Origin of the sequence: Mycobacterium simulans, from assembly GCF_900232995.1 — a bacterium.
GTDB classification, from domain to species: Bacteria; Actinomycetota; Actinomycetes; order Mycobacteriales; family Mycobacteriaceae; genus Mycobacterium; species Mycobacterium simulans.
Map to the genome: position 1 here is coordinate 2,925,991 of NZ_OCVX01000003.1, position 26,167 is coordinate 2,952,157.

22 protein-coding genes, 1 tRNA gene and 6 pseudogenes are annotated in these 26,167 nt (G+C 63.6%); 15 read left to right on the forward strand and 14 right to left on the reverse strand.

The window, feature by feature from the left end; genetic code table 11:
- Both MSIMFI_RS14090 and MSIMFI_RS14095 read right to left on the reverse strand, forming a co-directional pair.
- Positions 1–261 (reverse strand): annotated as a pseudogene (locus tag MSIMFI_RS14090) (hypothetical protein); the annotation flags it as partial.
- Positions 234–751, reverse strand: a pseudogene (locus tag MSIMFI_RS14095) (NAD-binding protein); the annotation flags it as partial. The pseudogenes MSIMFI_RS14090 and MSIMFI_RS14095, both read right to left, overlap by 28 nt.
- A gap of 59 nt (positions 752–810) precedes the next feature.
- Between MSIMFI_RS14095 and MSIMFI_RS29660 the strand changes: the two are divergent.
- Positions 811–1,206: pseudogene (locus MSIMFI_RS29660) on the forward strand (SRPBCC family protein); the annotation flags it as partial.
- On the opposite strand, the gene MSIMFI_RS14100 reads toward MSIMFI_RS29660, so the two are convergent.
- The gene (locus tag MSIMFI_RS14100) at positions 1,104–2,771 is read right to left on the reverse strand and encodes a flavin-containing monooxygenase (RefSeq protein WP_191497660.1); all 1,668 of its coding nucleotides are present in this window, start codon (positions 2,769–2,771) and stop codon (positions 1,104–1,106) included. The pseudogene MSIMFI_RS29660 and the gene MSIMFI_RS14100 sit on opposite strands and share 103 nt — an antisense overlap.
- Positions 2,772–2,905: 134 nt before the next feature.
- Here MSIMFI_RS14100 and MSIMFI_RS14105 point away from each other — a divergent pair, with 134 nt between their 5' ends.
- A complete protein-coding gene (locus MSIMFI_RS14105; protein WP_191497661.1) occupies positions 2,906–4,129 on the forward strand; it encodes an Rv1453 family transcriptional regulator in 1,224 nt (407 codons plus the stop codon).
- A gap of 19 nt (positions 4,130–4,148) precedes the next feature.
- Here MSIMFI_RS14105 and MSIMFI_RS14110 read toward each other — a convergent pair whose 3' ends face one another.
- Positions 4,149–4,496: a VOC family protein gene (locus MSIMFI_RS14110; protein WP_191497662.1), complete on the reverse strand. Its 348-nt coding sequence runs from the start codon at positions 4,494–4,496 to the stop codon at positions 4,149–4,151.
- Between the two features lie 90 nt (positions 4,497–4,586).
- Between MSIMFI_RS14110 and MSIMFI_RS14115 the strand changes: the two genes are divergently transcribed.
- Together MSIMFI_RS14115 and MSIMFI_RS14120 are read left to right on the forward strand one after the other, a co-directional pair.
- Positions 4,587–5,072, forward strand: a complete 486-nt coding sequence (locus MSIMFI_RS14115; RefSeq protein ID WP_186245898.1) for an NUDIX domain-containing protein — start codon at positions 4,587–4,589, stop codon at positions 5,070–5,072.
- 30 nt (positions 5,073–5,102) lie between these two features.
- Positions 5,103–5,633 (forward strand): pyridoxamine 5'-phosphate oxidase family protein, encoded by a 531-nt coding sequence (locus MSIMFI_RS14120; RefSeq protein WP_191497663.1) that lies wholly within the window; start codon positions 5,103–5,105, stop codon positions 5,631–5,633.
- A gap of 83 nt (positions 5,634–5,716) precedes the next feature.
- Here the strand turns inward: MSIMFI_RS14120 and MSIMFI_RS14125 are convergent, their stop codons facing one another.
- Complete coding sequence (locus MSIMFI_RS14125; RefSeq protein WP_191497664.1) at positions 5,717–6,052, reverse strand: DUF732 domain-containing protein; 336 nt, start codon at positions 6,050–6,052, stop codon at positions 5,717–5,719.
- A 129-nt stretch (positions 6,053–6,181) separates the two neighbouring features.
- A pseudogene (locus tag MSIMFI_RS14130) lies at positions 6,182–7,641 on the reverse strand (DUF2254 domain-containing protein); the annotation flags it as partial.
- A 52-nt stretch (positions 7,642–7,693) separates the two neighbouring features.
- Here MSIMFI_RS14130 and MSIMFI_RS14135 point away from each other — a divergent pair.
- Positions 7,694–8,068, forward strand: a complete 375-nt coding sequence (locus MSIMFI_RS14135; RefSeq protein WP_191497665.1) for an alpha/beta hydrolase — start codon at positions 7,694–7,696, stop codon at positions 8,066–8,068.
- Positions 8,069–8,077: 9 nt separating this feature from the next.
- Here MSIMFI_RS14135 and MSIMFI_RS14140 read toward each other — a convergent pair whose 3' ends face one another.
- Positions 8,078–8,290: a hypothetical protein gene (locus tag MSIMFI_RS14140; protein ID WP_191497666.1), complete on the reverse strand. Its 213-nt coding sequence runs from the start codon at positions 8,288–8,290 to the stop codon at positions 8,078–8,080.
- The gene (locus MSIMFI_RS14145; protein WP_191497667.1) at positions 8,291–9,859 is read right to left on the reverse strand and encodes a DHA2 family efflux MFS transporter permease subunit; all 1,569 of its coding nucleotides are present in this window, start codon (positions 9,857–9,859) and stop codon (positions 8,291–8,293) included.
- 78 nt (positions 9,860–9,937) lie between these two features.
- Here MSIMFI_RS14145 and MSIMFI_RS14150 point away from each other — a divergent pair, with 78 nt between their 5' ends.
- On the forward strand, positions 9,938–10,594 hold the full coding sequence (locus tag MSIMFI_RS14150; protein WP_191497668.1) for a winged helix-turn-helix transcriptional regulator: 657 nt from the start codon (positions 9,938–9,940) through the stop codon (positions 10,592–10,594).
- Between the two features lie 6 nt (positions 10,595–10,600).
- Here the strand turns inward: MSIMFI_RS14150 and MSIMFI_RS14155 are convergent, their stop codons facing one another.
- The 3 genes from MSIMFI_RS14155 to MSIMFI_RS14165 form a co-directional block, all read right to left on the reverse strand.
- Positions 10,601–10,957, reverse strand: coding sequence for a hypothetical protein (locus tag MSIMFI_RS14155; protein WP_186244126.1), 357 nt, complete (start codon positions 10,955–10,957; stop codon positions 10,601–10,603).
- 261 nt (positions 10,958–11,218) lie between these two features.
- On the reverse strand, positions 11,219–12,031 hold the full coding sequence (locus MSIMFI_RS14160; RefSeq protein ID WP_396820218.1) for a PPOX class F420-dependent oxidoreductase: 813 nt from the start codon (positions 12,029–12,031) through the stop codon (positions 11,219–11,221).
- Positions 12,032–12,114: 83 nt separating this feature from the next.
- Positions 12,115–14,916, reverse strand: coding sequence for a PE family protein (locus MSIMFI_RS14165; RefSeq protein WP_191497670.1), 2,802 nt, complete (start codon positions 14,914–14,916; stop codon positions 12,115–12,117).
- A 498-nt stretch (positions 14,917–15,414) separates the two neighbouring features.
- Here MSIMFI_RS14165 and MSIMFI_RS14170 point away from each other — a divergent pair.
- The 4 genes and pseudogenes from MSIMFI_RS14170 to MSIMFI_RS14185 form a co-directional block, all read left to right on the forward strand.
- A pseudogene (locus MSIMFI_RS14170) lies at positions 15,415–15,726 on the forward strand (helix-turn-helix domain-containing protein); the annotation flags it as partial.
- Positions 15,727–15,813: 87 nt separating this feature from the next.
- The gene (locus tag MSIMFI_RS14175) at positions 15,814–16,320 is read left to right on the forward strand and encodes a helix-turn-helix domain-containing protein (RefSeq protein WP_191497671.1); all 507 of its coding nucleotides are present in this window, start codon (positions 15,814–15,816) and stop codon (positions 16,318–16,320) included.
- Positions 16,317–16,865, forward strand: coding sequence for a DUF6036 family nucleotidyltransferase (locus MSIMFI_RS14180; RefSeq protein WP_191497672.1), 549 nt, complete (start codon positions 16,317–16,319; stop codon positions 16,863–16,865). The genes MSIMFI_RS14175 and MSIMFI_RS14180 overlap by 4 nt, the downstream gene beginning before the upstream one ends.
- 69 nt (positions 16,866–16,934) lie before the next feature.
- Positions 16,935–17,888 carry a DUF2971 domain-containing protein gene (locus tag MSIMFI_RS14185; RefSeq protein ID WP_191497673.1) on the forward strand — a complete coding sequence of 318 codons (954 nt, stop codon included), beginning with the start codon at positions 16,935–16,937 and terminating at the stop codon, positions 17,886–17,888.
- A gap of 88 nt (positions 17,889–17,976) precedes the next feature.
- Here the strand turns inward: MSIMFI_RS14185 and MSIMFI_RS14190 are convergent, their stop codons facing one another.
- Positions 17,977–19,725 carry an ATP-dependent nuclease gene (locus MSIMFI_RS14190; RefSeq protein ID WP_191497674.1) on the reverse strand — a complete coding sequence of 583 codons (1,749 nt, stop codon included), beginning with the start codon at positions 19,723–19,725 and terminating at the stop codon, positions 17,977–17,979.
- A gap of 77 nt (positions 19,726–19,802) precedes the next feature.
- Here MSIMFI_RS14190 and MSIMFI_RS14195 point away from each other — a divergent pair, with 77 nt between their 5' ends.
- Complete coding sequence (locus tag MSIMFI_RS14195) at positions 19,803–20,471, forward strand: site-specific integrase (protein ID WP_191497675.1); 669 nt, start codon at positions 19,803–19,805, stop codon at positions 20,469–20,471.
- On the opposite strand, the pseudogene istB reads toward MSIMFI_RS14195, so the two are convergent.
- Positions 20,463–21,101 (reverse strand): annotated as a pseudogene (gene istB / locus MSIMFI_RS14200) (IS21-like element helper ATPase IstB); the annotation flags it as partial. The gene MSIMFI_RS14195 and the pseudogene istB overlap by 9 nt on opposite strands.
- 65 nt (positions 21,102–21,166) lie before the next feature.
- Here istB and MSIMFI_RS14205 point away from each other — a divergent pair.
- The gene (locus tag MSIMFI_RS14205) at positions 21,167–21,412 is read left to right on the forward strand and encodes a hypothetical protein (protein ID WP_191497676.1); all 246 of its coding nucleotides are present in this window, start codon (positions 21,167–21,169) and stop codon (positions 21,410–21,412) included.
- Between the two features lie 169 nt (positions 21,413–21,581).
- Here MSIMFI_RS14205 and MSIMFI_RS14210 read toward each other — a convergent pair.
- A tRNA-Arg gene (locus MSIMFI_RS14210) sits at positions 21,582–21,654 on the reverse strand.
- 114 nt (positions 21,655–21,768) lie between these two features.
- Between MSIMFI_RS14210 and argS the strand changes: the two genes are divergently transcribed.
- The 3 genes from argS to MSIMFI_RS14225 are packed head-to-tail and all read left to right on the forward strand — an operon-like array spanning position 21,769 to position 26,165.
- Positions 21,769–23,421 (forward strand): arginine--tRNA ligase, encoded by a 1,653-nt coding sequence (argS, locus tag MSIMFI_RS14215; RefSeq protein ID WP_191497677.1) that lies wholly within the window; start codon positions 21,769–21,771, stop codon positions 23,419–23,421.
- Positions 23,418–24,836 (forward strand): diaminopimelate decarboxylase, encoded by a 1,419-nt coding sequence (gene lysA / locus MSIMFI_RS14220; RefSeq protein ID WP_191497678.1) that lies wholly within the window; start codon positions 23,418–23,420, stop codon positions 24,834–24,836. The genes argS and lysA overlap by 4 nt, the downstream gene beginning before the upstream one ends.
- A gap of 3 nt (positions 24,837–24,839) precedes the next feature.
- On the forward strand, positions 24,840–26,165 hold the full coding sequence (locus MSIMFI_RS14225; RefSeq protein WP_186244121.1) for a homoserine dehydrogenase: 1,326 nt from the start codon (positions 24,840–24,842) through the stop codon (positions 26,163–26,165).
- Positions 26,166–26,167: the final 2 nt, after the last annotated feature.

Sequence of the window (26,167 nt, forward strand, 5' to 3'; positions counted from 1 at the left end):
CCCACAATGATCGGCGGTGGCGGTGGCGGTGGCGGTGCCGGCGGCACGGGGGGTAACGCCGGCATTGGTGCCGGCCCCGCCGGCACCCGCGGCCAAGGCGGCCGCGGTGGTACTGGCGGCCACGGGGGCGGCGCCGACATCGAAGGGGACCCCCCCCTCCTCCGCCGGACCGGCGGCCGGGGTGGCGGCGGCGGGGCCGGCTGCCGGCGCGCCGGGGGCACCCGCGGGCGCGGCCGCCCCCGCCGATCTCGTCCGGGACATGCCACCAACTCGCCGGGGGAGGACGAGTTCTTACCGTGGATCACCGCAACCGGTGCCAGGTCGCCGTAGAGCTCGCGCAGGGTCGCATCATGCGGTGCCTCGGTGCCGGCGACCACGAACTTGATGCCGGCCAGCTCGAGGGGATGCGCGGTGCGCGCCAGACATGCTTCCACGACCGAGGGCGCCGCTAGGTCGGCGATGTCGAGGATTGCGCCGGGACCGTTGCCGGCGGCCATCGCTTCGCGCAACACATCGTTGGCCAGTCGGGCAACCACACGGACGTCCGAGTTGGCTTTCCTTGCCAGCAGCGCGATTTCGAGGTTTGGTCGTCGTCATCGCCGGCGCAGATGATGGCGACCGCGTGACCGAGGTCGACGTCGGCGAGGTCGTCGCCGGAGAGCTTGACGATGTTGGCGCCCGCGGTCTTCAGTTCCTCGACGATCGTTGTCGCCAACGCGTCGTCACCGCTGACGACGATGTGGTCGCGCATGGTCACGCGTCTCGCTTGTCCGGCATAACCAGGAATTGTGCCAATGGAATACTTGGGCCATGCCCACAGCCCGGCGCGGCCAGAGCAGTGTCGACATCGCTGCGCCCCCGGAACTCGTGTACGACCTCATCGCCGACGTGACCCGGATGGGCGAATGGAGTCCGGAGTGTTACCGATGCGAGTGGCTGGACGGCGCAACCGCGGCGGTCCCGGGCGCGCGGTTTCGCGGGTACAACCGGCTTGGCCGGCTCCGCTGGGAAAGAACTGCGGTGGTCGATACCGCCGACCGGGGACGCGAGTTCGGCTTCACCACAGTCAACGACGGGGCCGGTCGTCAAGAAACACGTTGGCGCTACACGTTGGAGCCGTCCTCGACGGGAACATTGCTCACCGAGTCCTTCGAGTTCCTGTGGTGCTCAATACCCAACAGACTGGCCGAAGCGGTTATCCCGCGCGGACGCCAGGTAAACCGAGGCATCGAGGAGACGCTGCGGCGCGTGAAAAGGGCCGCGGAAACGCCGGCGTAGTTCTGCGCGGACGCAGCGAACCGCAGGTGGGGGTCTGCCACGGAGTCGCCGCGCAGCAGCTTGACATCGCTGTAGTAGCTCGATGACATCATCCACGGTGCGACGTCGCCCTGCTTGGGCATCAGGTGCAACGCACGCTGGACGTATCCGGCGGAGAGGTCCAGCAGCGGCCGGGTCGCCGCCATCTCCGGGTCGTCGACCTCGGGCCGCGCAATGTCGTAACCGTTGGCGTCCATATGGCTCAGCAGCCGGCAGAAGTGTTCACACAGCAGCCCAACCTTGAGCGTCCACGACGAGTTCGTGTAGCCGACCGCGAACGCGAAGTTCGGCACACCCGAAAGCATCATGCCCTTGTACGCGAACGTCTTTGCCAAGTCGACCGGGTCGCCGTCCACGCTCAACGACACCCCGCCGAACATCTGGATGTTCAAACCCGTTGCGGTGACGATGATGTCGGCGTCTAGGTGCTTGCCCGACTCCAGCTCGATCCCGGTCTCGGTGAACGTCGCGATGCGGTCGGTCACCACCGAGGCGCTGCCGTCGGCGATGGCCTTGAACAGGTCGCCATCGGGCACCGCGCACAGCCGTTGATCCCACGGGTTGTAGGTCGGGTTGAAGTGTTCGTCGACGGGAAAGCCGGCGGGTAACTGCTTGGCGTTGAGGTGACGGATCACCTTCCTGGCCGTGCCCGGGAAAGTCTGGCAGAACTGATATACGACGCGCTGCCTGAAGATGTTCTTGCGCCGTGAGAGGGCGTAACCGCGCTTATCACCGAGTATCTTCTTGGCGGTGTTGGCGAAGACGTCTTGCGACGGCACCGTCAGGATGTACGTCGGCGAGCGCTGCAGCATCGTCACGTGCGCGGCCGTGCCGGCCATTGCGGGCACCAGGGTTACCGCGGTCGCGCCGCTTCCGATGATGACGATTTTCTTGCCCGTGTAGTCGAGGTCCTCGGGCCAGTGCTGCGGGTGCACGATCTGGCCTTCGAATCGGTGACGGCCTTTGAACTCGGGGGTGAAGCCCCGGTCGTAGCGGTAGTACCCGCCTGCCATAAAGATCCAGTTGGCGCTGAATTGCACCAACTGCCCGGCCTGGACGTTCTCCACGTCTACCGTCCAGCGTGCTTCGGTGCTGGACCACCTTGCGCCGAGCACCTTGTGGTGGAAGCGGATCTTCTCCTCGATGCCGTTCTCGGCGGCGGTCCGGCGCAGGTAGCTCAGGATCTTGTCGGCAGTGGCGATCGCGTGATCGTCGCGCCACGGCTTGAACTCGTAGCCGAAGGTGTGCAGGTCGGAGTCCGACCGGATGCCGGGGTAGCGAAACAGGTCCCACGTGCCGCCGGTGGCGCCGCGTGCCTCGAGGATCGCGTAGGTCCGGCCGGGGTGGTGTTTCTGCAGGTAATAGGCGGCACCGATGCCGGAGATACCGGCGCCGACGATCAGAACGTCGACGTTCTCGACGTGGACGTCAGCGCTGCCTGTGGTGCGCTCCATGACCAACTCCTTTGGTGGTGGGGCCGAACTCGATGCACCAATCGTCCCGACGCACGAACCGCCGCAATAGCGCAAAATGACTCAATATCGTCAGATTGTGGTGCATTATGCACCATGCAAACTAGGGTCGTTTGGTGACGTGGAAGCGGCCATCACCTCGGTGTCAGGAGCTGATCCGGCAATGCGCTCAGATCGTTGTCGGCGCGCGGCCCGAGTGGCTCGAGGAACTCGATCGCGCGGTTCTTGCCGCCAGTCCCGCCATCGCGGCGGATCCGGAACTGGCCGCGGCGGTGAGCCGTAGTAACCGAGCCAACCTTTACTTCTGGGCAACCGCCAACGTGCGCGACCCGGGCGCCCCGGTAGCGGCGAACACTGGCCCCGAGCCGATAAACATCGCGCGTGAGCTGGTGCGCCGGGGACTCAACGCCTACTCGCTGGATGCCTATCGCGTGGGCGAGGGGGTGGCCTGGCGACGCTTCATGGAAATCGCGTTCGAGTTGACCTCGGATCCATCCGAACTGCACGAACTTCTCGACGTGTGCTCCCGGTCGACGAGCGCGTTTGTCGACGCGACGCTGGCTTTCATCGCTGGCCAGATCGAAGTGGAGCATGACGAACTCACCGGTGGTACCCACGCCGAACGACGCGAAACGGTCACGCTGATCCTGCAGGGCGCGCCCATACCAAGGAGCCGCGCCGAGGGCCGACTCGGTTACGCATTGACCGGCGCACATACCGCGGCCGTCATCTGGAGTGACGCTCCGGCGGGTGATCTGGCCCGTCTGGACAAGGTCGCCGAGGCGTTTGGTCAGGCGGCCGGTGCTCGGCCGTTGACCGTGCTGGCCAGCACGGCCACCCGGTGGGTCTGGGTGCCCGGCAGCAAGACCGGCGACCAGATAAACATCGATGCACTGCACGATGCGATCGACTCCATGGCCGACATCCGAGTCGCTATCGGACCAACCGCCAACGGCATTGACGGGTTTCGACGCAGCCATTTCGACGCCGTCAGCACCCAACACATGATGGCGCGGTTGCACTCACCGCAACGCATTGCACTCTTCACCGATGTTGAACTGACCGCGATCATTACCGCCGACACCGATCGCGCGGCCGAGTTCGTTCACCACACGCTCGGCGAGTTCGAACACGCCGACGCCGAATTACACGACACCGTCCGGACATTCGTCAACGAGCAGTGCAACGCCTCTCGGGCCGCGACTCGCCTCTTCACCCATCGCAACACGTTGTTCAGGCGGCTGCACCGTGCCGACCGACTGTTGCCCCGGCCATTGGAAGAATGCAGCGTCACGGTGGCTGTTGCGTTGGACGTGCTGCGCTGGCGCGGGCAACAGTGATCAACAGTGCTATGGCCGACTAGTCCGCGGCGAGCACGCAGAATTCGTTGCCTTCGGGGTCGGCGAGCACGACCCAGCTCTGCTCTCCTTGGCCGATGTCGACGTGGTGCGCGCCGAGCTTTAGCAGCCGCTCGACCTCGGCATGCTGGTCGTCCGGCCGGAAGTCGAAGTGGATGCGGTTCTTGATGATTCGCCTGTCGTCGACCCGCAGGAACAGCCAGTTCGGGCTGGTGCCGGGTGGTGGGGTCAATCGAACGTCACCGTCCTCGTCGACATCGTGCGGCCACCCCAGCACCTGCGACCACCACTTTCCCAACGTGGTCGGATTCGCTGCGTCGATACAGATCTCGTCGAACCTCAGCCCCATGTCCTCAGCTCCTTCGTCCTACTGGCCCACACTGTTAGGGTGCCTTTCATCGAACGCCTTGCCTCCCGCGAGATATACCGAAACCCGTGGATGGTGGTCCGCGAGGACGACATCCGCCGCCCTGACGGCAGCCCCGGCATCTACGCCGTGGTGGACAAGCCGACGTTCGCGCTGGTGATGCCGTATGACGGGCAACGATTCCGATTGGTGGAGCAATTTCGCTATCCCATCGGCGCACGGCGCTGGGAGTTCCCGCAGGGCACCGCACCCGGCCTGGAGGACCTCGAACCGTCCGAGCTTGCCAAGCGTGAGCTGCGTGAGGAAACCGGACTGCGCGCGACGGCATTTGAGCTACTCGGACAGCTCGACACCGCTCCTGGAATGACCAGTCAGCGTGGCTGGGTGTTCTTGGCCACCGGAATCACCGAGGGCGAATCCGATCGCGAGCACGAGGAACAGGACATGCACAGTGCATGGTTCTCGCGTGACGACGTCGAGCAGATGATTCGCTCAGGGGTGATTGTGGACTCACAGTCGATCGCAGCCTACGGGCTGTTCCTGCTGCGCCGGCGATGACTTCTGGGATCGGCGTTGGTCAGTACCGGTATGACGATTACGCAGCGGAACCTGGACGGATACGGTACGCCGGCAATTGAGTGGGCCCGCGTAAAAGCCGTGCTGGACAGTCAGTTGACCCAGGCGCCGGGCACCGGTGGTCCGCAACGCCACACGATGTGGCTCACGACGATCAATTCCGACGGCAGCCCGCATGTGATGCCGGTGGGGGTGATTTGGCACAGCGGCAGCTGGTACTTCACTTCCGGCCCGGCGACGCGGAAGTCTCGCAATTTAGCTCGCGACGCTCGGTGTGTGGTCAGCGTCGCGACAGATCCGTTTGACCTCGTCGTCGAAGGGGCCGCCGAACGTGTCACCGATGCTGTCGAATTGTCTTTGGTCGCTGAGGCTTTCGCCCGCGATGGGTGGCCCGCTGAGGTCGCTGGCGACGCGCTCACGGCGGAATACAGCGCCCCGTCGGCCGGGCCAGCGCCTTGGTTCGTCTATCGCGTGAAGCCGTCGACGGTGTTCGCGCTCGGCACGTCGGAACCGTTCGGCGCCACCAAGTTTCGGTTGAACTGAGCGAAGGCGTGATCGCGACGACGTTGGCGACGCAGACAGATGCGGGGACCCGTCACGAGTCCCCGCATCTGTGGATGCCGCTGTCAGTTCGAGCTGACGTACTGCGGGCAGTAGGCCGATGCCGCGTCGACGGCGAACGTCTTGGCGCCCTTGGCGCTCAGACCGGTCCTTTTGGACACCCCGCTGATAACCTGCGTGCTCGATTGTCCCTGGTCGAGGGCTTTGCAGACCGTGTGGGCTTCGCTTATGGCGTGCGTGGCGCTCGGCGGCGTAATCCCGTCCGCCGCGAGCTGAGCGAGGAACGCGTCATCGACCGAGCTCGCGCCAGCGGTGCCGGCGAAGCCGAGCACGGCCAGGCCGAGAGCGCCGGCGGTCAGGGTGGTGCGGGCAAAGTTGCTGGTGAATCGGCGAGTGAACATTGGTGTCTCCGGTGCTGCTATGAACTGGTGGTGGACGCTGGATTGCGTAGACCAATACTCAGCCGCGTGCCTTGACGGATTCTCAACAAATTCTTGGCGGATTTGAGACGAGTTGCTAGCTGGCGGCCGCTAGCGGGGGCCGCTGTGTTCCGGGGTCGCGACTGTCGAAACCGCCGCCTTGGCGGCGGCCACCTGGCCGAACGCGGACGGTGGCGGCGCCAACGTCCCAGGCCGCTCGACGACCTCGGTCGCCCGTGCAGCGGCGCCGACGACCATGGCCCGGTCCGATTCGTCGGTGAGTTCGCGCTGTGCCGCTCGTACCCCGAGTGCGATTTCGGTCTGTACCGCAACGCGGCGCGCCGGGTCGACGCAGTTCTGGGCAACCGCGCTTAGCAGCTGTAGCAGCGCAGCCAGCACCAGCGGTTCACGCGACCCGTAGCGGCGGATCTGTGCGCATCCGACGTGCAGGTACGTAGCGAAGCTGGGGTAGGGAAGCCAGACGAGGAGCTCGCCGGCAATGTCGCGGCGCACGTCGTCGGGCAGCGCCCGTGACGCCAGCACCGATTCCACGGCCGAAAGATGGTGGACGACTTGAATGGCCGTGTACGGGTCGTTGATGGCGGGCGATAGTGCCCGGAGCGCGATATCGACCAGCTGCCGCAATCCGAACCGAACGTCTTGCTGCAGGGTGCGTTCGAACCCGATATGGATATGTCGCAGGTGGCGTCGCGCAAAGCCGGACTCAGGTGCGGCCGGTGTGGTGCCGCTGCGCCAGCACCAACCGAGTACACACCCGGCAGTGATGTAGTCGCCGACGAAGATAGCCAGCTGCACCGTGTGCCTGCTGGCGGCCGCCACTTCGGCGATGTCGTCGACGTTGACGGTTTGCAGATAGCCCGATTGCGGTGCTAACAACGGCTTCGCTTCGACCGGCGGTGTGGGCGGCGTCTGCGGTTGTCGATCCGGCGTATCCGGTTCTGGATACAGTTCGTCGATAAGCCCCAGCGTGCGCTGACGCACCTTTTCCATGATCGCGTCGATCTGGATCGAGTGCATGAGGTGATGCAGGAAGTAGATCAGCGCGCCGATACTGACGAACGCCAGGGCGAGCGATCCGCTGACCGCGACCTTCGGAACGAACGCGCCTCCGTCGACATGCTCCCCGACGGTGTGTAGGCCGCCGGTGCTGTACGCGAAGGTGCAGGCGAAGATCGCCAACACCACCTGGTTGGGCACGTCGCGTAGGAAGGTCCGCAGCAACCGCACCGAGAATTGGGTCGAGGCGATTTGTAGGGACAGGACCGTTAGCGAGAAGACGATGCCGATGGTGGTAATCATCGTGGCCGACACCACGATCAGCACCCCGCGGGCGTCGCCTGCGGTGCCCTGAAACATCACCTTTTCGATCAGCGAGCCGGGCTTGACGGGGATTATCGACAGGATGGCGCCGGCCCCGAGCCCGAGCGCAACGCCGAGTGTCGGCAGCACCCAGACTGCGCCCTGCACGTAGTCCCGTATGACGCTCCGGCGCCTTAGCAGGTTGCTTGCGGTCACGGATAAAGCATGCACCGGTCGCGGGCGCTTGGCGGATATTTTGCCTCGGCAAGCTAGCCGCGCGGACCGGCCGAATTGAGTCTTTCAATGCTCACCCCTGAGAAGATGGCTCACGCCATAAGGGGCGGGTTGAAGGGACGCGCATGCTTGATCTGCGCGTCCACACCGGATAAGCACGTCAACACGTATCAGCAGCGAGTCCAAGACGAGTCCTACCGGGCCTTCCTTGACATGCTCGCCCTCGATCTGGTGAAGACCAAACACGTCAACCGTGTCCCGATGCTGGTGCTCGGAGCCGAGGACGACGTCATCGTCTCCCAGCGCCAAATTCGCCGCACCGCTGCGGTTTACGGCGCCTCGGCGCAGATCTTCCCCGACATTGGCCACGACATGATGCTTGAGCCGGGATGGCCGGCGGTGGCCGAAAGAATGGATGGCTGGCTCGCACGCCAGGGGCTTTAGGGTGGCTTATCACCGCGCCTGCAGCAGGATCCGTGCCACGTCGTTCACCAGTGTGACCGGCACGCTGACTTCGGGGTAGCGGTCTCGTGCACTTTGAAATCCCTTGAGGCTGCAATAGTTCGCTCGAGACACCCTTGAATACCCCTTGCGGCTACCGCTTTTCCGGAGTTCGACGAGGAAGTCCTCGGTCAGTTTGCTCTTGTCGACGAAACCGCCGCGCACTCATGCGGGGACCTTCTCTGATGCGTCGATTTCGATTTCGGCTGTGACGGGTGCTGTTTGGCGCGCCCGCGCCGGAAGAATCACGGCGACGACGGCGGCCGCGCCCAGCGCGAGACCGGCGCAGACCAACGATCCGACCTGCAGCCCGTCGAGAAATGCAGTGTTGACCGCATTGCGAACGTCGGCGACCAAACCCGCGGGCAGCTGCCTGATAACCTGCTCGGCCGCGGCCATCGAATCCTGCATGGTGGATCGCAGTTCGACAGGTAACGCTGAGATCGTCGAGTTCGCGGCGAGCCGCGTCGTATACACGGACGCGAAGACGCTGCCCACGATCGCGACGCCGAGGGTACCGCCCAGTTCACGGGTGGTGTCGTTGACGGCGGATCCAACACCGGCCTTGTCGGCACTCAGTGAGCCCATGATTGCATCGGTAGCTGGTGAAAACGTGAACCCCAGACCACCACCGAGGAGCACCATCTGCATCGCGATCTGCAGGTACGGGGTGGCCGCGTCGGCGGTGGACGCCCAGGCCAACCCCGCCGCGAAGGTCGCCAGGCCGCCTGCGATCACCGCCGTGCTGCCGATCTTCTCGACGATCCGGGGTCCTGCGACGCTGCCGACCGCGATTGATGCAGCGACCGGTAGCAGTCGCACTCCGGTCTCGAATGCGCTGTAGGCCTTAATGAATTGGAAGTATTGGGTTATGACGAAGATGAAGCCGAACAGCGTCAGGAAGCCCGCGGTGACGGCCAAGCTGCCGCCGGAGAACCGGCGGTTGGCGAACACCGACACGTCGAGCATCGGGTGGCTAATGCGCCGTTCCCACAGCGCGAATGCGGTGAGCACGACCGCGCCGACGGCGAAGCCTGCCGCGGTCCGGATGCTGGCCCATCCCCAGTTCGGTGCCTCGATAACCGTGTAGACCACGGCGGTGACCCCGATCGCGGAAAGAATCAACCCGGGCACGTCGACGGGCGGGGCCGCGGGGTCGCGTGACGTTGGGACGAACAGGATGCCCCCGGCTATCGCTACCGCGGCGACCGGGACGTTCACTAGGAAGATCGCACCCCACCAGTAGTGTTCGAGCAGCCAGCCGCCGGTCATCGGCCCGGCAGCGACGCCGACGCCGACCATAGCGGCCCACACGCCGATCGCCTTCGCCCGCTTAACCGGGTCGGTGAAGATGTTTGTGATCAGGCCTAGAGTCGTCGGGAAGATCACGGCTGCGCCGACGCCCATCGCAGCGCGCCCGGCGATCAGTGTGTTCGCCGAGTTCACCTGCGCCGCAACGGCAGACGTAATCGCGAACAGGGTGAGTCCGCCACTGAGCCAGCCGCGGCGGCCGTATCGGTCGCTCAGGCTGCCGGCCGACAGCAGTAGGCCGGACATGACGAGGGTGTATGCGTCGACGATCCATTGCAGCTGCGAAGTATCGGCGTTGAGCTCGCGGGACAACGTGGGCAGCGCGACGTTGACGATGGTGGCGTCGACGCTGATGACAAAGACGCTGAGGCAGATGACGACAAGTGCGGCGACCGGGTGGTTCTTGAAGGCTGGTGTACGCATGGATAGAAACATAAATCTTATAGACAAAAAATTCAACCATATATTCCTGATTGTTTTCCCTATGGTATAGTTTCTGGTGTGTCAGCCCGGCGAAACTACCAGCAGAACTGCCCGATCGCGCGTGGGCTCGATGTGCTCGGGGAGCGGTGGACGCTGTTGATCCTGCGCGAGTTGATCGGCGGTGCGCGACGCTACGCCGACCTGCGCGCCGCGCTGCCCGGGATCGCCACCAACCTGTTGGCCGACCGGTTACGAGAGCTGGAAGAGGTGGGGCTCGTCGACCGCACCGAGTTACCGCCGCCGATCGCGCGCACCGTATACACACTCAGTGCGACGGGCTGGCGCAAGGTCCCGCCCGTCATCCAGGCGATCGCCACGTTCGGGTTGGACCTGGTCGACCCGGACGAGACCGCGATTACGCCGCTGAACGGCTTCCTCGCCGGCGTCCTGTTGGCGTTCGATCGCAGCGCGCGGCTAAGCGCGTCCTACCGCGTCGATATCGACGATCGCCGTTTCGAATTCGCGGTACACGACGGTGGCCTGACCGCGGCGCAGGGCTCGCCCGACGTGACGGTGACCGCGACCGCCGCGGATCTCATCGCTGCCCGGCTTGCCTCGACCGCGGCCGAGCGCAAGGCCGCGTTGCGTCGGGTGAAATTCGACGGTGCGGCCGATTCAGTCAAGGAGATGCGTTCGGCGTTCCGTCTGTCGGCCGCCCCGGGCCTGGCCGCTTAACCGGCGCTAGCCGACTCTCGTGAGGGTAAATCGGTCATGCCAGTCACCGAGACCGCAGGGCGCGGGACTCTCCAAGAAGTCCACCTCGCCGGTAAGCGTTATCGGATCCCACCATTGATTGACCGTAACCGGATGCTGGCTGGCATCATGCGGGCTGCCGCCGTCCCCGGGTATGTGCGCCGGACATATCGCCCCCTCCGGGACCGTCCGCGTAACGAAGTAACGGCCATCCACCAGCGGGGCATCAAAACCCTGACCTGGCGCGGTCGTCACATGAGCGACGCAGCGTGGCGTGCACGTCGTGTTGATGGCCCACGTAGCTACGACGCCGTCCTCGTCCGCGTAGGTGTAGACACCGTCCATCGCCGAGACTTCAGCCCTCGCTAGTGGTGCCGTTGCGCACGATCCCACGCCAGCAAAGACCGCAGTTGCCGCGACCAACGTTTTGCACCTCATGCCGTCCGCCCTTACATGGTGGTTTTCCTGCCTTCGCGGCAACTCGCGCGAAAGCTATCAGCAAACTCGCATGCGGAATCGGGTGTTGCGGGCTATTCATAGACGACTCATGCATCGCAGCTACGCCGAGAGCTGGTCTACCTATTCGGCGCCAACCGGCGCGGGTGATCAGTGTTGGGCCGACGCGAGGGGGATCAATTCGGCGTGCACCGTGTGGCCATACTTGGACCGTCCGAGGCGGTGCGCAGTCGGGACAAGCACGCCGTGAAGCAGGGGGTACTTGCGCCGCAGGAGGCGCTTCGCCTTCTGGTAGTCGACGCCGTCGAGCAACCGCACCCGACCGGGTTGCATGTCGCCGGTTGCGTTGCCCGACATGGTCGCTGGGCCGAATTCGACGTTTGGGTTGTGTCGAATCCGGCGCACATTGACGGCTTGCTCGAAACTACGGAAATACGCGCGATCGCCGTCCACCACGATGCTGACGGGGCTTGTTCCGGCCGTTCCGTCCTTGCGAAATGTCGTGAGCCTGATGGTCTTCTGGCGCACGAATCGGGCTAGTGCCGGATCGGTGGCGCAACTGACGTTGCCCAAGACGTAGCCGAGCTGACGCAACCGCATTACGAAGGCGACGGCAAGTGCCACCGACGCCACGCCGAGCAGCCACGCTTGGGCAGGCGAACCGCCAAGGTGCAGGTCCACCACATGGTTGACGGTGTGGACCGTGTTGGCCAGGAAGAATCCGGCGATCACCGTGGCCAACGCATCTGACCAGATCAGCGCAAGCAGCAGCGTCGCGCCGAGACCCAGCTGGAAGGCGCCGACGTCATGCAGAAAGTGCTCATGTTCGGCGAATCCGACGAATTCGGCGAACGAGCGGGGATCGATCAGACACCAAATCCCGATCCCAATGGTCAGCAGTCCGATCAGCGCCGTCACCGTGGTCACGTACCGGCGCGCCGCGGTTCCTGTGGGATTCATGATGGCCGTCCTTAGCTATCAGCTTTTCGTCTTCACGTGTGAGACGAGACGGCGTGCAGATGTGTGACGTACGAGGGTGGCCGCGACTAACCGCCGATTGCCTTCGCGAGCTGTCCCGGCGCGTAGCTCAGCAGTGCGGGCACGATGCCGCCGGCAGGCGTTCCGCCGAGCGTCAGGGTAACCGGGCCACCGAGAGATGGCGGTAAATCAATCGTCGCCGTCAAGGGCCGCAGCGGCGAGAGAATGCCTCCGACTGGAATGTTGACGGTCACCGGAATTCCCCCCGTCGACGACGGCGGCAGCGCCAGCGGGATCGTGCCCTCACCATTGAGGAAGCCGTTGGCGATGTTGGCGGGAGCACCGACCAGGGCGCTCGCTGCCGCCGGAAGGTTTCCGGCCTGCACAGCACCGATAAACGCTGTCGTGCTTTGTCCAAACGCCATCGCCGTGGTGACCGGCGAACCCACTGCATTAAGGGTCATCGCCAGCGGCAATCCAAAGGTCATCACCCCGCCAGGAGGATCAAGCGTGATCGTGAAGGCGAGGTTGGTGCTCGTGAGCGTCGTGACCACATTGGTGAAGTTCTGCGACATGGCTCCGGGGATGCTCGCGATGGGCAGCAGGTCTCCCACGGGACCGAGCAGCAGGATGTCCGAGAAGTCACTGGTGTCTAGACCGCTGACGAAGACGTTGACCACCGCCCGCAACACGTCGCTCACCGCGGCGCTGACGTTGCCCGCGGCGAGGGCTTGGAAGGCCGATTGCAGGCTCGGCGGAATACCAGCCAGCCCGATGGCGAAGTCCCTGGTGGCATTCGTCAACGCCGTCAGGGTCAGCTGACCGTAGCCGAACTGGTTGGCGAGGAACTGCGATAGGAATGGCGCCGGGTTTGCAAGCACGCCATTGCCGATGCTCTGCAGGTTGGTGATCGTGTTGGTGATCAGGTCTTCGTAGGGTCCGACGATGGGAAGGCTGGCACTCAAGCTGGCCGCAGCCACCGCGGCGGCTCCAGGCGGACCAACCGTGCCGCCCTTGCCAAACAACACACCGCCGGTGCCACCTGCACCGCCGTTCCCGTTGGCTCCGACCGTTATGCCGGTGCCGCCAGTGCCGCCGGGTCCGCCGTTACCACCGTCACCAATCAACGTCGCATTGCCTCCGGTACCTCCGTTGGCACCGGCCCCGCCTTTACCGCTAAGTTCGGCGCTGGTGGCGCCGCCGCCCCCGCCGGCTCCACCGTTCCCACCGGTCCCGTACACCACTCCGGCGTTGCCGCCATTTCCGGCAGCACCGCCCGCACCGCCGTCGCCGGTGAACGCGACAGTTGACGCCCCGCCGGTACCGGCCTTACCGGCGCCAATGCTTAGGGTGCTGGCGCCGCCAACACCGCCAGCACCGCCGGCCCCACCGTTGCCAATGAAGGACGCGTTGGCGCCGTTTCCGCCGGCGCCCCCAGCGCCGGCGTTACCCCCGGCCAACGCACTCCCTGCTGCCGTTCCGCCGTTGCCGCCCGCCCCGCCGGACCCGCCGTCGCCGTACCACAGCCCGGAGGCACCACCCTGACCGCCGGCCCCACCGGCACCGCCGGCGGCGGCGGTGAGACCGGCAGCACCACCAGCGCCACCGGCACCACCGGCCCCACCGTTGCCGAACAAGCTGGCGTTGCCGCCCGCACCCCCGCTACCGCCGGCACCGGCGCTGACTCCAATAAACGAAGTATCCGCACCTGTGCCACCGGCGCCACCGGCACCGCCGCCGCCGAACAGCAGCCCACCGTTGCCGCCCCGGCCACCGCCGCCGGCGTTCATGCCGATGGAGGCAACTGTCGTGCCGGCATGGCCGGCACCGCCGGCACCACCGAAGCCCCACAGTCCAACGCTGCCACCGGCTCCGCCGGCCGAGCCGGCACCGATGAAGTTCACGCCACCGGCACCGCCGGCACCGCCGTTCCCGACAAGGGTATTTCCGCCGGCTCCGCCGGCCGTGCTAGCGAGGGGATCCGAAATCTCGGCCACGCCGGCGTTACCGCCGTTCCCGCCATTGCCGAAGAGGGCATTTCCGCCGGCGCCGCCAGCCTTTGTGGCGCTGGAACCACCGGCGCCTCCGTTACCGAACAACCCCGCGTCCGCGCCGGCCAGCCCAGATCCGGCTCCTGCATTCCCGCCGTTGCCGGATACCAGCCCAGCATGTCCGGGGGTACCGCCCGTAGGTCCGCTGCCACCGTTCCCTCCGTTGCCGAAGAACACAGCGTTGCCGCCGGCCCCTCCGGCCCCGGCACCGTTTCCGTTACCACCGGCTCCGCCGTTGCCGTACAACAGTCCGCCCATACCGCCGGCGCCGCCGGCCGCACCGGTGCCCCCCGAACCGCCGGCCCCGCCGTTGCCGATTAACCCGGCGGACCCGCCGCTGCCGCCGGCCCCGCCGTCGGGTCCGCCGGCCCCGCCAGCCCCACCGTTGCCGTACAAAATTCCACCGGGCTGGCCGTTTCCGCCGGGATTCGACCCGGTACCTGCCTGCCCGTCGGCGCCGTTGCCGATCAGCGGGCGCCCCAGCAGCGACTCGGCGGGCGCATTTACCGCGGCGGCCAGGGCCTGCATCGGCGAAGCGTTGGCGGCCTCGGCGGCGGCATAGGCCGCCGCGCCGCCGTTCAACAAACTCACGAAATCGCCGTGAAAAGCCATCGCCTGGGCGTTGAGCGCTTGAAATTGCTGGCCGTACACGCCGAACAGTCGCGCGATGGCTGCCGACACCTCATCGCCGGCCGCCACCGCCAGCCCGGTCGTGGGGGTCGATGCTGCGGCAGCGGCTTCGCTCAGCGCCGAGCGAATACCGGCCAAATTGCCGGCCGCCGCCGTCACCAGGTCCGGCTCCGCGAGTAAGAACGACATTGGTCCATCTCCCCTTCGACTTATTGCGGGCTGCGCAGTTAGTTGATGTGTGTCACGGAAAAATGAGCCTAAATTGTGCCCTCTGCCGCGCGAGGGAAAATGCGAGGTTTACGCCGACGTAAGTTCGACGTCCTATCTTCGCCGTATCGCGACCCCCGCTATCTATGCCTGCAATCGCGCGGAATATATCGAGATAACGCAAGCGATAGTTGCTGCATTCGAAAAAGTAATCCTCGCGCGGCCTGAGCTCCGCGAGCAGTCAGGTCGAGTAGCTCAGGCGTCGAGCGAACTTGGGGAATGGCATGAAACATATTGGCGTGCAATGAAACACGTATTACGAGACGGCATTGCGACGCAACCGAGTTGAAGGGAGGAGTACGGGCCCGGCCCGATGGCCCGATGGCCCGATGGCCCGATGGCCCGATGGCCCGATGGCCCGATGGCCCGTCGCGGTCGATTGATCTATTGACGAAAAATGAAAACGGCCCTGCAAGCATCATCGTGCTCCGTTCGCTTCGAGAAGGCATCGACACTTCTAATGCCACAGGCCGCATGGTGGCCGGCGTTCTCGCCAGCCTTGCCGAACTTGAACTTGAGCTTGGGCGGGAGCGGCGGGCTGCCGCACGAGAGGCGCGGAGGGCACGTGGCCAAGCGATTGGCCGTCCCAAGGCACTCGATGCTTCCAAAGCAGCTCTGGCTCAGCGGATGCATGCCAGTGGTGAGTCCGCGAGCACCATCGCGACAACGCTCAGGGTTAGCCGGGCCACGGTGTACAGGATGCTTGCGGATCACAGCTGCGGCGGCGGGTGACGATAGGTGCTGTGAACTCTGGCGTGGGAATATGTCGCTGAACAGTGGTGTTGTGTTTTTTGGGTTTGTGAGAGAGGATTGGTCCCCATGGAGACAATGCTGAAGACAGGTGAGGTCGCGCGGTTGCTCGGCGTTTCACGCCAGCATGTCGCCAATTTGTGTGACCGCGGCGACATCGAGCATGTCCGCGTAGGCGCTCATCGACGTGTCCCGAGCCGGGAAGTTGCCCGCCTCATGGGCAATCGGCTCACGCGCGAAGAAGAAAAGTCGTTGCGGCTACATCAGGCGTTGCTGACGCAAGTGCTCGCTGAACCCGATGTCGTCATATCCAAGGCTCGTGACAACCTCGTTCGCTGGACCACCATGCATCGTCCCGATGGAATGACTGTGCGGTATTTCGAAGAGTGGAAGCGAGTGCTCGACGGCGGCCTAGACGCGATTGTGGACGTCGTGAACAGTCCTTCGCGGGAGGCGCGCGAGCTGCGGCAAAACTCTCCATTTGCCGGCGTGTTGCCCGATGAGACGAGACTGCGAGTCTTGCGCACCTTTAAGGATCACTGGAATCGGGAGCACGAGCAAGTCCTGGCTGCATGACCCGACAACAACTGGCTCATCTGCTCCGTTCCGCCTGCGCTATCGCACGCGATGCGAATGTGCTTGTACTTGGCTCGCAGTCGATCCTCGGATCGTTTGACGAAGAGGATCTGCCTCCTGAAGCCACAGCCTCTCAAGAGGCTGACATCGCGTTTCTTGATGATCCGGGGAGGAACAAAGCGGATGAGGTCGAGGGCGCCATCGGCGAGATGTCAACGTTCCACGAAGAACACGGAATTTACGCCGAGGGCGTCCATATCGACGTGGCCACCTTGCCCGAGGGGTGGAAGGACCGGCTCGTAAGTTGGGGACTTCAGTCCTCAAAGCCTGCTGAACCGCATTTTCTGAATCCGCACGACCTCGCCGTCTCAAAACTTGCTGCGGGACGTCCAAAGGACCTCGATTTCGTTCTGGCACTGATTCGTGGCGGCCTTCTAGATGTGGCTGTAATTCGCGAGCGGGTCTCCATGCTTCCCTCGGAGACCGATCCACGTATCGGCGAGCGCATTGAAGCCTGGTTGAATTATTACTGCAGCAGGAAGTAGTCGAGCTGGCACGTCAGCCAGTTGGGGCCTGGCATGCATCCGCGGATCACAAGACGAGAAGTTCGAGCGATGGACGAACCGGACGTACTTTTTCACTACACAGACGCCGCAGGGCTCATTGGGATCATCGGAAGATCGGATCCACCCGACCCGTGGACCAAGGAACTCTCGTTCGAAGGGGCCCTCACGCTGAGGGCCTCGGATGTGCTTTATCTCAACGACAAGGCAGAGCTGCGTTTCGGCGCAGAAGTTATGACGGCCGAACTTGAAGCATGGTCCGATAGTCGAGATGATGCTTCGCAGTTGATTAGCTCTGCACTACTAAGGCTCGCCGAGGAGTTGCGCGAAGATCGCATTGAGATTGATTGGGCGACACTCAAGTCGAGACTTGCAATTCATGCTGCTTGCTTTTGTGAAACGGGCGACCTCCTTAGTCAATGGCGAGGGTACGGGGCCAACGGCGGCGGGTACGCGATCGGGATACCCCGCGAAGTGCTGGCGGAGAATACGTACCGCTTCTCGCAGGACCTGGTGATGATGAAGGTAACTCTTCATCAGGTGTGGTACGGCCGCGGACAGGCCGCTGGGGTAGCACATGGGACGATTGACCGGCTAGTTGATCCGCTGCCGGACAGCTTGCCGATGCTCGAAGGAGGTTACCCAAACGATTTTGGACGCATCCACGTAATGCAAGCGATTGCGCAGATGAAGGATGAGGGTTTCGCTGAAGAGTCCGAGTGGCGCCTTATTACCGAAACATCGGGCTACGACTTCACCGAATTCAGGCCGTCGGCAAAAGGTGTCGTTCCGTATATCGACCTCTACATCAATCCCAAGACCGTCGGCATCGCCACTTTCTCCCCCCTTCCGCGCCCGGAGGATTCACGGCAAACGATTGCGAGCCTCGTGGTTGGGCCTGGTCCGGACCAGGAGCTGCGAATAGACGCCGTAAAGCGGTTACTGCTGAAGAACGGACACAATCCCGACGTGGTGGTGGGATCGAAGCTTACGTACACCGGGTGACGGCGACGGACAAGGAAGGGGGAGGTCGCGCGGCACCCCTTACTTCATATGGGCGGTGGGAATAGCAGACCGCCTCAACAGGCTCGACTCAGATGCCGGCCGCCGTTAAGAGCCGATTGGCATGTGCTTGTGCCTCGTCCGTGCGGTGAGCGCCTGCAGCAAATGCGACGGGCAAGAACTCCGGCCCCTTCGGCGCGTTGGCATTTGTGACGAAATTCTCCAACTCACCAACCTTTACTGCGATAATTCCCACGGCGTCCAAGGCATCCAGTAGTTTTGCTGCGGCTTCCCTATCAGCGTGGAATGCCCGGCTGCCCGCTTCCTTGAGCCTGCTCCAACTCGTTGTTGGGAGTGAAACCGCAGTAGCCAGAGCCTTCGCGAGCGGCTTATCCAATACATTGCCCACATTCTTGCTAAGCACATCTTCGATCTTCGCTCGCGCTTCGTCGATCGTGGGAGACTTCGCGGGACCGAGGAATTCATTCGTTGCCTGCTTATACAGCTGCTTGATCGTGTCCCAGTCACCGCCATGCGCAATGACTAGCCGGCGGAGTACCGTTTCATCGTTGAGGATGTCAAGGTCAGGAGTGGTTACGGTCCGTACGCCGAGCTTTCGGAGGCGTTCGACGATTGATGCCATGTTCTGCTTACCGTAGCTACTGAGAAACATCAGATTGTGTGCCGGGGGTTTTGGGTTTTTCTCGTCTTGTACGAAGTCGATGGCAGCGCGGTAAAAGTGCGCGTCGCGGTCAGCTTCTGCAATGATGACTGCGCGGTGGAATAAGCTGTCGAGAGCATTGCCGTATCGAAGTGTCACATTTTTCCAGAGGTATTCGATGTCGTCGGCCCCCAAGCGGATGGCCGTAGTGCTGTCACCTGAACGCCTGAGATGAATAATCGATAATGGAGTTTCGCTTCTGGCGAGACCCTGAAGAATGTTTTTGTCATGGGTGGCAAGGATGACCTGTGAATTGTTTGCCCTTGCAACAGCTGCTATCTCGGAACCAAGAATTTCTGCTTGAGGTGGATGCAGAAACGCTTCTGGCTCATCTACGATCGACAAAGGATTTTCATTGACGATCAGAGGAATAAGCAGACCGAGTGCTGACTTAATTCCGTCTCCCTGACTAGTCAGGAGAGGTAACTTCCCTACAGCGGTCGCGTACTCGGCGTCTATCTCATCTACGTTCGGGGGCGCAACGTCGGGTCTGCCGAGGCGGAAGCCGATGCTTGCGGACACGGTGTCGAAATGGAGTTCAACGTCAAACATGCGGGCCGCGAGGCTCTTGATCTTCTCGCGCTTTAGTATGTCTGCGAATAGGACCTGCATGGCGGTCTGGGGCGGCGAACCCGACGGATCGCTGCGGTTAGACATCCCGCAGACCATTTGCCTGTCCGAGGGGTACATTAGGTTGCTCACAAACCAGTGAGTTAGGCCGCCGGGCGTAGGCAATTTCCGGATTGCGGAAGTGTTCTGCAATGGGATCTGGGGATCGTTGCTGTTACGGGTTACGTATTTGATACCTGCTCGTTCGTCAATCCGAGCGTGTGCGAGGAGCCACGCGGTAAAGTCTCCCTCTGAGCCCACCCAAGGTCCGGCGAGTTCGGTAACGACCGAAGGAAACATTTCCTTGGCGAGATTGCCCGAACTTAAGATTTCCTGGATTTGGCGTAAGAACGTCGATTTTCCCACATTGTTTGCGCCTACGACGGCGACGACACTTCCTGGTCCCGGCAGTTTGAGCAGTTCACCGCCGCCGACGCGGACGCCAAGAATCGCGAACCCGAAGTTCTCCGCTAGTCCGACTTCTGCGTCGGACAAAGGCTCCGTCGACATAGATGATCCCCAACAGGTGAACTCAAGGGTCCCCGTCACCCTACGCGCGTTCATTCTGCCCGCGTTACGGTTTGCTCATGCCTATGTCAGGGATGAGCGGTACCACGCCCTGGTTCGATGAGTTTGCGGGTGCTTGGCTAGCGGAGCGGACTGTCTCGGGACGCACGCGCGACAGCTACCGTCGGCTACTGCGGGCGCGGCTTCTGCCAACTTTCGCGGTCGTGGAGCTTCGCGATATTAGCTCGGCGGGGGTCAACGAGTGGTACGCCAGCTCGGCCGCCGGCCCCGCCACCGTGCGCCGTCACGCTTATTCGCTGCTGCGCTCAATTATGGATGCTGTGTTGGCGCGTGGTTTGATCGATGCAACGCCCTGTCAGATCACCGGCGTCACCACCTCGCACCGCGCCGAAAAGACACATCCAGCAACCCACGATGAGATCGAGACCATCGCTGCCGGGATGCGAGAGTCCTACCAAGCGCTCGTACTTATGGCCGCGTGGTTAGCCATGCCTATTAGTGAACTACGCGAGTTACGCCGCAAAGACGTCGATCTGGTTGCCAACGTCGTCCGTGTGCGCCGGGCGGTTGCATTGGTCGACGGCGTGTTCAAGCTGACGACTCCGAAAAGCAAGGAGGGCATCCGGGACATCTCAATCCCACCCCACCTGCTACGGACGATCACCACCCATCTGCAGAAACACGTTCAAATAGGCCGCGAGTCGTTGCTATTGGCAATGTCAACTTGAACTGGCCCCGGCGTGACGGTTCGAATTGGCCCCACCTGCTTGGCAGGTTTTGCGGGCTTGGGCGAGTCGGTATGAGGTGCTGCCGGTTTCGATGATTTGGCCGGCGAATGTCAGTCTGTCGACGATGGCGGCACATAGTCGCGGGTCGGTGAATGTCTTGGTCCACGAGGAGAAGGGTTCGTTGGAGGCGATGGCGATGGCCGCGCGTTCCTCGCGCTCGGTGAGAACTTGTAACAGCAGTTCTGCGCCACGGCGGTCCAGCTGCAAGTACCCGAGTTCATCGACCAGGATCAGATCGACTCTTCCGTAGTGGTTGATCAGTTTGGTCAGTTGTTTGTCGTCGGCGGCTTCGACGAGTTCGTTGACGAGCTTGCTGGCCAGGGTGTAGCGGACCCGGTGGCCGGCTTCGGCGGCCAGGCTGCCCAGCGCGATGAGGAGATGGGTTTTGCCGGTGCCGGAATCGCCGATCAAACACAACGGGTTTCCTGCCTTGACCCAAGCGCAGGTGGCGAGTTGTCCGATGACGGCGGGGTTGATCGCGGGGTTGGCCTCAAAGGAGAACTCTTCGAGCCGCTTTGGGCGTGGGAATCCGGCGTCGCGCACACGGCGTTGGGCGCGGCGGTGGGTGCGGCGTTAACCTCATCTGCCCCTGCTGGTGCGGGTATGTGCGCCAAGCGCATCTGGGCTCGGTTCTGGTGAACGAACCACTGCGCCAGATTCACCCGGGCTTCGGGGGTGTCGGGTTCCGGGCGGGTCGTGAGGAACGCAAGACCCGGGGGCCAGATGCCAGCTTCGCGGCGGGTGAGGTCTTGCATCTCCTCCTCGCTCAACTCGTCGGTGTAGTTACGCCAGGTGCGATCGGCGTGGGTGCGGATCTCGTTCTGGGACGGGTGGTGTCGGCTGAGAACAGTAGGGTTGGACACGTCGAATCTCCTAGTTAGGTTCGGCCATCCCCCGGGCTGTTCACCGCAGTCGCCGGGGTTCTTCGTTTGCTGAATCTCCTTACTCACGTGGTGCTGTTGAGCGGAGAGCCGGCCGAGCGGCTAAAAAAAGATTGCACGCGGATCGCACGGACCCTATGCTTAGAGACGTTTCCGCTGGTAGAGGCTGTGCCCCCGGCAGGATTCGAACCTGCGGCCTTCTGCTCCGGAGGCAGACGCTCTATCCCCTGAGCTACGGGGGCGCACCATTAAGTCACTGCGCCATCGGGCCCCGCCAGACTAGCGCATCGCGGTCACGGACGGACCACCGCGATGGATTCGAGGCGCAAGCACCGCAGCCAATAGGATGGACGATCGTGACCCCCGCTGACCTCGCCGAGCTGCTCAAAGCCACCGCTACCGCGGTGCTGGTCGAGCATGGCCTCGACGTGTCTGCGTTGCCGCAGACGGTCACCGTGGAGCGCCCGCGTAACCCCGAGCACGGCGATTACGCCAGCAACCTCGCGCTCCAGCTCGCCAAAAAGGTTCGCACAAATCCGCGTGAACTGGCCGGATGGCTCGCCGACGCGCTAATAAAGGCCGACGGCATCGCGGAAGCAGACGTCGCCGGACCGGGCTTTATCAACATGCGCCTCGAGGCCTCGGCGCAGGCCAAGGTCGTCAACGACGTCATCGACGCCGGCGACACCTACGGTCACTCGCAGCTATTGGCGGGCCAGAAGGTCAACCTGGAATTCGTCTCGGCCAACCCGACCGGACCGATCCACATCGGCGGAACGCGCTGGGCCGCGGTCGGCGACGCGCTGGGTCGGCTCCTATCCACGCAAGGCGCAGACGTGGTGCGCGAATACTACTTCAACGACCACGGCGCCCAGATCGACCGCTTCGCCAACTCCTTAGTCGCCGCCGCCAAGGGTGAGCCCACACCTGCCGACGGCTATGCGGGCACGTACATCACCGACATCGCCGCATTGGTGCTGCAGAAGGCGCCTGACGCGCTGGCCCTGCCCGACGCCGAGACGCGCGAGACCTTCCGCGAAATCGGCGTCGACCTGATGTTCGCCCACATCAAAGAGTCGCTGCACGAGTTTGGCACCGACTTCGACGTCTATACCCACGAAGACTCGATGCACACCAGCGGGCGCGTCGACCAGGCCATCGCCAGGCTTCGCGAAACCGGCAACATATACGAGAAGGACGGCGCAACCTGGTTGCGCAGCAGCGCTTTTGGCGACGACAAGGACCGCGTCGTGATCAAAAGCGACGGCAAGCCCGCCTACATCGCCGGGGATCTTGCGTATTACCTGGATAAGCGGCAGCGCGGTTTCGACCTGTGCATTTACATGCTCGGCGCCGACCACCACGGATACATCGCCCGGCTCAAGGCAGCGGCTGCGGCCTTCGGCGACGACCCGGCAACCGTCGAGGTGCTCATCGGCCAGATGGTCAACCTGGTCCGTGATGGCCAGCCGGTCCGGATGAGCAAACGAGCGGGCACCGTGATCACCCTTGACGACCTGGTCGAGGCCATCGGAGTCGACGCCGCGCGTTACAGCCTGATCCGCTCGTCGGTGGACACGGCGATCGATATCGACCTGGCGCTGTGGTCCTCGGCATCGAATGAAAATCCGGTGTATTACGTGCAATACGCGCATGCCCGGTTGTCGGCATTGGCCCGCAACGCCACCGAGCTCGGCCTGATTCCCGACACCGCAAACCTCCAGCTGCTCACCCACGACAAAGAGGGCACGTTGCTGCGTAGCATCGGCGAATTCCCGCGGGTGCTCAAAACGGCGGCGTCGCTGCGGGAACCGCACCGGGTATGCCGCTACCTGGAAGACCTCGCCGGCGACTACCATCGCTTCTACGACTCGTGCAGGGTGTTGCCCCAAGGCGACGAGCAGCCCACCGACCTGCATGCCGCACGCCTGGCGTTGTGTCAGGCCGCCCGCCAGGTCATCGCCAATGGGCTGGCAATCCTTGGTGTCAGCGCCCCGGAGAGAATGTGAACGTCCATCCCGCCGGTCCCCGGCACGCCGAAGAGACCCGCCACACCGAAAGCCCTCCGCGGCCGCAGTCGACCGATGAGCTGCTGCGGTTGGCGCCGAATGTGTGGCCTCGCAACACCACTCGCGACAACGCTGGCGTGGCCAGCATTGCGGGGGTCAAACTGACCGATCTGGCCCATGAGTACGGAACGCCGCTGTTCGTCATCGACGAGGACGACTTTCGCTCCCGGTGCAAAGAGACCGCCGCCGCATTCGGCGGTGGAGCCAACGTGCACTATGCCGCCAAGGCCTTCCTGTGCAGCGAAATAGCGCGGTGGATCGAGGAAGAAGGGCTCTCCCTCGATGTATGCACCGGGGGGGAGCTGGCCGTCGCGCTGCACGCGAACTTCCCGCCGGATCGAATCACGTTGCACGGCAACAACAAATCGGTCGCAGAGCTTACCGCCGCGGTCAAAGCCGGCGTCGGCCATATCGTGCTGGACTCGATGACCGAGATCGAGCGCCTGGACGCCATCGCTGGGGAGGCGGGAATCGTCCAAGATGTCCTGGTGCGTCTCACCGTCGGTGTCGAGGCTCATACCCACGAGTTCATCTCCACCGCCCACGAAGACCAGAAGTTCGGGTTGTCGGTTGCCGGCGGTGCCGCCATGGCAGCGGTGCGCCGGGTGTTTGCCACCGATCACCTGCGATTGGTGGGGCTGCATAGCCACATCGGTTCGCAGATCTTCGATGTCGCTGGCTTCGAACTCGCCGCGCACCGAGTGATCGGCCTGCTCCATGAGGTTGTCGGCGAGTTTGGCCCCGCAAAGACGGCACAGGTGTCGACCGTTGATCTCGGTGGCGGCCTGGGCATCTCGTACCTGGCGGCTGACGATCCGCCGCCGATAGCCGACCTGGCGGCAAAGCTGGGCGCCATCGTGAGCAACGAGTCGCAGGCCGTGGGCCTCCCCGTACCAAGGCTGGTGGTCGAGCCCGGACGCGCCATCGCCGGACCGGGAACCATCACGCTGTACGAAGTCGGCACCGTCAAGGACGTCGACATCAGCTCCACAACCAACCGGCGTTATGTCAGTGTCGACGGCGGCATGAGCGACAACATCCGCACGGCGCTCTATGACGCGCGGTATGACGTCCGGCTGGTCTCGCGCATCAGCGATGCACCGGCGGTCTCGGCCCGCGTCGTCGGAAAGCATTGCGAAAGCGGCGATATCATCGTGCGAGACGCGTGGGTGCCCGACGACCTAAAGCCTGGCGACCTGGTCGCAGTGGCCGCGACCGGCGCCTACTGCTATTCGCTGTCGAGCCGTTACAACATGGTTGGCCGTCCCGCGGTGGTCGCGGTGAGAGCGGGCAAGGCTCGCCTGATCCTCCGCCGGGAGACGGTCGACGATCTGCTGAGTCTGGAGGTGAGGTGACCCGTGCCCGGTGACGAAAAGCCGGTCGGCGTAGCGGTACTCGGGTTGGGCAACGTCGGCAGTGAAGTTGTCAGGATCATTGAGAACAGCGCCGACGATCTTGCGGGCCGCATCGGCGCCCCATTGGTGCTACGCGGCGTCGGGGTGCGCCGGGTTGCCGCCGACCGCGGTGTGCCGATCGAACTGCTCACCGACAACATCGAAGAACTCGTTACGCGCGAGGACGTCGACATCGTCGTCGAAGTGATGGGCCCGGTGGAACCGTCTCGCAAGGCGATCCTGGCCGCACTCGAGCGCGGCAAGTCCGTCGTCACCGCGAACAAGGCGCTGCTGTCCACATCGACCGGGGAACTCGCGGGAGCCGCCGAAAGCGCGCATGTGGACTTGTATTTCGAGGCCGCGGTGGCCGGTGCCATACCCGTCATCCGCCCGCTGACCCAGTCGCTGGCTGGTGACACGGTGCTTCGGGTGGCAGGCATCGTCAACGGCACCACTAACTACATCCTTTCGGAAATGGACAGCACCGGCGCTGACTATGACAAAGCTTTGGCCGACGCGAGCGCGCTGGGTTACGCAGAGGCCGATCCCACCGCAGACGTCGAAGGGTATGACGCCGCAGCGAAAGCCGCGATTCTGGCATCGATTGCCTTCCACACCCGGGTAACCGCCGATGACGTCTATCGGGAGGGCATCACCAAGATCACCCCCGCCGACTTCGAGTCGGCGCGCGCCCTGGGTTGCACGATCAAGCTGCTGTCGATCTGTGAACGCATAACCACCGACGAAGGACAGCAACGGGTTTCGGCCCGGGTATATCCGGCCTTGGTGCCGCTGTCGCATCCGCTGGCCACGGTGAACGGTGCTTTCAACGCCGTGGTAGTCGAAGCCGAAGCCGCAGGGAGGCTCATGTTCTACGGCCAGGGCGCCGGCGGCGCACCCACCGCGTCGGCAGTCACCGGCGATCTGGTGATGGCCGCCCGTAACCGAGTCATGAGGAGTCGCGGACCACGTGAATCCAAGTACGCTCAATTGCCGATAGCACCAATGGGTTTCATCAGCACTCGTTACTACGTCAGCATGAATGTCGCGGACAAACCGGGCGTATTGTCAGCCGTAGCAGCGGAATTCGCCAAACGCGAAGTGAGCATCGCCGAAGTGCGTCAGGAAGGCATGGTCGACGAGGGTGGCCAACGGGTGGGAGCCCAAATCGTGGTGGTCACCCACCTGGCTACCGACGCCGCACTCTCTGAAACCGTTGAAGCACTGGCAGACTTGGATGTCGTGAACGGCGTTACGAGTGTGCTGCGACTGGAAGGAACCGGCCTATGAGC